The organism is Streptomyces sp., assembly GCF_050698815.1.
GTDB lineage: Bacteria > Actinomycetota > Actinomycetes > Streptomycetales > Streptomycetaceae > Streptomyces.
Genome location: NZ_JBOHCV010000697.1, coordinates 1 through 5,577 on the forward strand (window position 1 = coordinate 1; position 5,577 = coordinate 5,577).

The 5,577-nt window shown below is 70.6% G+C and carries 2 protein-coding genes; one reads left to right on the forward strand and one right to left on the reverse strand.

Translation table 11 applies throughout. The features are described from left to right. On the reverse strand, nt 1-1,300 hold a 1,300-nt coding region (gene eccD, locus ACRDP3_RS24815), incomplete at its 3' end, for a type VII secretion integral membrane protein EccD (protein ID WP_431519223.1). Nucleotides 1,301-1,584: 284 nt separating this feature from the next. Between eccD and eccCa the strand changes: the two genes are divergently transcribed. Continuing rightward, entirely contained in the window at nt 1,585-5,553 is a 3,969-nt protein-coding gene (gene eccCa / locus ACRDP3_RS24820) for a type VII secretion protein EccCa (protein ID WP_431519224.1), read from the forward strand. Nucleotides 5,554-5,577 lie beyond the last annotated feature (24 nt).

Sequence of the window (5,577 nt, forward strand, 5' to 3'; positions counted from 1 at the left end):
CCTCACCGGCGAGCATCTCCCGCATGACGCCGGCCGGCGGGTTGAGGGCCAGGCCGAGTGTGAGCAGCGCGATGACCGTGATGCCGGCGACGAGTGCGCAGCTGACCTGCGAGGTGTAGCGGAAGAGGCGGGCGCGCAGCAGCATCGCGATGCCGGCGGCAAGGGCGAGCAGCTGTCCCCAGCCGGAGTCGGAGAAGCCGAGCACCGCCGAGGCCGCGACGACCACGGCCGCGCAGCCGCCGACGAGGCCGATCAGCATCTCGTGACCGCGGCGGGCCTGGGCCGCTATGCGGTCGGCGTCGACCGGGCCGCGGGTCTCGGGGGCGGCGTCGGGGTCGGAGTCGTAGCCGACCGTGGAGGTGCTGGGCGCCTCGTAGCCGATGGGCAGCCGCGCGAACCGGGCGGAGAGACCGGGCAGGAAGGCCACCGCTCCGACCGCCACGGGGACACAGATGGACGCGGTCTCGACCGGCCTGATGTCGGTGATGCTCGCGATGAAGGTGATGAGGGTGCCGACGACGGCGGTGAAGGCGACGGCGACGAAGGGGCCGTCGCCGTTGGGTGTCGTGGCGATCAGGATGACCGAGGCGATGAGTACGGCGACGCAGCCGAGCAGGAACTGCAGCCGCCCAACGCCCTCGCCGTCCGGCAGCGGCAGCAGTCCGGAACCGGCGATCATGACGTGCGGCATCGCGCCGAGCCCGAGCGCGATGGCGGAGACCCGGTCGTCGTAGACCCGCGCCCGTACGGCCGCGAAGGCGACCAGCAGCACACCGGCGACGGCCGCGAGGATGCCCGGCAGGCTGTGCATGTCGTGCTTGTCCGGGTCGGCGAACCACAGCACGAAACCCATCAGCAGCAACAGCACACCGCCGCCGACGAGTCCGGCGCCGCGCAGCAGGCTGTCACCCCACAGCTTGCGGTCGCGGGTGACGGCCGAGGCGACCGCGTCGGAGACGTCGTCGAAGACGGCGGGCGGCAGCGACTCGGCGAACGGGCGCAGGCTGAGCACCTCGCCGTCGAAGATGCGCTGCGCGGTGAAGGACCGCGAACTGTCCAGCACGGTGCCGTCGCGGCGCACCAGGTGATAACCGACGGGGGCGCCCTCACCCGGGGTCTGCCCGGACAGGCGGAGGATTTCCGGGTAGATGTCGGCGACCGGAATGTCCTCGGGCAACGCCACGTCGATACGGCTGTCGGGCGCGACAATGGTGACCCGGCAGAAGCCGGTTCCGGATGCGGCGCCGGAACCGCCGCCGGCGCCCGGGCCGGTGGCCGTCGCAGAGGCCGTCGTACTCACCTGTGAATCCCCCTCATTCGCCGTCTCACGCCGCTTACGGGACGACTGGACACGTGGGCGCAGAATGGACACGCAGTACACACGGCTCGTTCACACGTGCGCCGTCTCTCGGCCGTCGAGGACCGGGAAAGGCGCCGATTCACGGGTGTGTACGCAGTGCGCGTCACCCTACCGCTCCACGCCAACTCGTAGTGCAAGTAGGATCACCTCGCGCGGATGGAGTCCGTCGCCACGGGGGCGTCGGCATCGAATTGTCCCGTCCGTACGAGGGAATTGGTGCCCACGTGAGCCAGATCGTCGTCAAGCGTCCGCCACGGGCTCTGCCGCCTGACGTACCCGCCGAGCAACTGCAGCTCGAGCCCCCGCCCGAACTGCCCCGCGGGCAGCAGGAGGGGATGCTGATGCAGATCCTGCCCATGATGGGCATGGGCGGCTCGATGGTCTTCTTCTTCATGCCTGGCGCCGCCCCGTTCATGCGCATCATGGGCATGGTCATGGCCGTTTCGACCGTCGCCATGGTCGTCGCCATGATCGTGCGTTTCCGCAAGGGCACCCAGGGAGAGATGGCGCAGACGCGCCGCGACTACCTCAAGTACCTTTCGCAGACCCGGCGCAGGGTACGGAAGACCGCGCGCAAGCAGCGCGACGCGCAGTTCTATCTTCACCCCTCCCCCGACCAACTGTGGTCGCTGGTCGCCGAGGGCAGCCGGGTATGGGAGCGGCGCTCGGGCGACGACGACTTCGGGCAGGTACGGATCGGGCTGGGCGCGCAGCAGCTCGCGACGCCGCTCGTGGCACCGGAGACGGCGCCGGTCGACGAGCTCGAACCGCTGACCGCCGGCGCCATGCACCAGTTCCTCAACACGCACGGCACCCTCGAGGGTCTGCCCATGGCGGTCTCGCTGCGCGCCTTCTACCACATGACGATCAGCGGTGAGCCCGAGTCCGTACAGGGCTCGGCCCGTGCCCTGGTGGGCTCGCTCGCCGCCCTGCACTCCCCCGACGACCTCGTGATCGCGATCGCGGCCGGCCGTGGCGCGGCCCGTAAGTGGGAGTGGGCGAAGTGGCTTCCGCACGTGCAGTCGCCGAACTCGGCGGACGGCGCCGGGAGCCGGCGGATGATCACCGACGACGCGACCGAGCTGGAGGACATGCTGGCCGCCCGGCTGGAGGGCCGCCCCCGCTTCAACGCGGCCGGCCAGCCGCTGCTGGAACAGCCGCACGTGCTGGTGGTGCTGGACGGCGCGATGGTGCCGCCGGACTCCATGCTCGCGGCCCCCGAGGGGCTGCAGGGTGTGACGGTCGTCGAGGTCGTGCCGGGTGACATCGAGAACATCCGCGGCGGCCTGTCGGTCGTCGTCCGCCCCGGCACGCTGGAACTGCAGTCGGGGCACGGCCTGGTCTACGACGGCACGCCGGACGTCCTCTCGCAGGAGGCCGCCGAGGCGCTGGCCCGGCAGCTCGCCCCGCTGCGGATGGGCTCGGGCGGCGACGACGACGAACCGCTGCTGGCGAACCTGGACTTCACCGAACTGCTGAATCTGGGCGACGCCGCCTCCATCGACGTCTCCCGCACCTGGCGCCCGCGCTCGGTGGCGGAGCGCCTGCGCGTCCCGATCGGCGTCGGCGAGGACGGCCAGCCGGTGATGCTGGACCTCAAGGAGGCCGCGCAGGACGGCATGGGGCCGCACGGACTGTGCGTGGGCGCCACCGGTTCGGGCAAGTCGGAGCTGCTGCGTACGCTCGTGCTCGGACTGGCCGTGACCCACTCCTCGGAGACCCTGAACTTCGTCCTCGCGGACTTCAAGGGCGGCGCGACCTTCGCCGGCATGGCGCACATGCCGCACGTCGCGGCCGTGATCACGAACCTGGCCGACGACCTCACTCTCGTGGACCGGATGGGCGACTCCATCCGTGGTGAACTCAACCGCCGCCAGGAGATGCTGCGCGACGCGGGCAACTACGCCAACATCCACGACTACGAGAAGGCGCGGGCCGCCGGTGCCCCCCTCTCCCCCATTCCCTCGCTCGTCCTCGTCATCGACGAGTTCAGCGAACTACTGACCGCCAAGCCGGACTTCATCGACATGTTCATCCAGATCGGCCGTATCGGCCGTTCGCTGGGTGTCCATCTGCTGCTCGCCTCACAGCGGTTGGAGGAGGGCCGGCTGCGCGGGCTGGAGACGTACCTGTCGTACCGCATCGGCCTGCGCACCTTCTCCGCGGCAGAGTCCCGGGCGGCGCTGGGCGTGCCCGACGCCTATCACCTGCCGTCCGTACCGGGTTCCGGCCTGATGAAGTTCGGTACGGAGGAGATGACCCGCTTCAAGGCCGCGTACGTCTCGGGCGTCTACCGCTCCGGTTCCGGCGACGAACGGCTGAGGTCCGGCCCGCTGCCCGCGGGCCGCCGGCCCGTCCTGTTCACCGCCGCGCCCGTACCCGTACAGGTGGTGGCGCCGGATCCGAACGCCGCGGCCGTGCCGGCGCCCCGCAGCGCCGACGACGACGCGCTGGCCGACACCGTGCTGGACGTCGTCGTACGCCGCCTGGAGGGCCAGGGCACACCGGCGCACCAGGTCTGGCTGCCGCCGCTGGACAGCAGCGCCCCCATGGACGAGCTGCTGCCGGGACTCGCACCCGTCGAGGGCCGCGGCCTCACCCAGCCCGACTACCCGCGCCTGGGACAACTCGTCGTCCCGCTCGGCCTGGTGGACCGGCCCTTCGAGCAGCGGCGCGAACCGCTCTACCGCGACTTCTCCGGCGCGGCCGGCCACATGCTGGTCATCGGCGGCCCGCAGTCGGGCAAGTCGACGCTGATGCGGACGCTGATCTCGTCGTTCGCGCTGACCCACACACCCTACGAAGTCCAGCTCTACGGGCTGGACTTCGGCGGTGGCTCCATGTCGGCGGTCGCGGACCTGCCGCACGTGGGCGGCGTCGCCTCCCGGCTCGACCCGGAGCGGGTGCGCCGTACGGTCGCCGAGGTCTACGGCATCCTCACCAAGCGCGAGGAGTACTTCCGCGCCAACGGCATCGACTCCATCGCCACCTACCGGCGGCGTCGCGCGCGTGGCGAGATCACCGACCAGCCGTGGGGTGACGTCTTCCTCGTCATCGACGGCTGGGCGAACTTCAAGAACGACTACGAGGGACTGGAGCCGCTCGTCACCGACATCTCGGCGCGCGGTCTCGGCTACGGCATCCACCTCGTCATCACCGCCGCGCGCAGCATGGAGGTCCGGGCAGCACTCAAGGACCAGCTGATGAACCGCCTGGAGCTGCGACTGGGCGACACGATGGACTCCGAGTTCGACCGCAAGGTCGCCGCGAACGTACCGGCGGGCGTGCCGGGCCGCGGCCAGACCCCCGACAAGCTGCACTTCATGGGAGCCGTCCCGCGCATCGACAGCATCCACTCGGACGACGAGATCTCCGACGCCACGGCGGCGATGAACACCGAAGTGGCCCGCCACTGGTCGGGCCCGTCGGCCCCGGCCGTGCGGCTCCTGCCGCGCGACCTGCCGGCGCACCAGCTGCCGAAGGGCCACGAACAACCGGAGCGTGGCGTCGCGTTCGCGATCGACGAGAACAACCTCGAGCCGGTCTTCGTCGACTTCGAGTCCGACCCCTTCTTCCTGGTCTTCGGCGAGAGCGAGTCGGGCAAGACGGGTCTGCTGCGGCTGCTGGCCCAGCGGATCTCGGAGCGGTACGCCGAGGGCGAGGCGAAGATTGTGGTCGGCGACTACCGTCGCTCGCTGCTGAGCGCGATCCCCGAATCGCACCTGCTGGAGTACGCCCCCATGGCCAACTCCATGGAGGCGCACATGAACGCGCTCAAGGACCTGATGCAGCGCAGGGCGCCCGCCTCGGACGTCACACCGCAGCAGCTGCGCGACCGGAGCTGGTGGACCGGGCCGACGATCTTCATCATCGTCGACGACTACGAACTGGTCGCCACCTCCAGCGGCAACCCGCTGTCGGCGCTGATGGAGCACCTGCCCTTCGCCCGCGACGTCGGCGTCCGCTTCATCATCGCCCGCAGCGCCGCCGGCGCATCCCGCGCGATGTATGAGCCCTTCATCCAGCGCATCAAAGAACTGGGGGCGCAGGGCGTGGTGTTGTCGGGCGACCCAACCGAGGGTGACATCCTCGGCAACGTACGGGCACGGCCCATGCCGCCCGGCCGGGGCTTCTTCGTCTCCCGCAAGCGCGGGACGCCGCTGGTACAGCTGGGCTGGATGCCGGACCGGTAACGACCGGCATCCACCACCCACCGG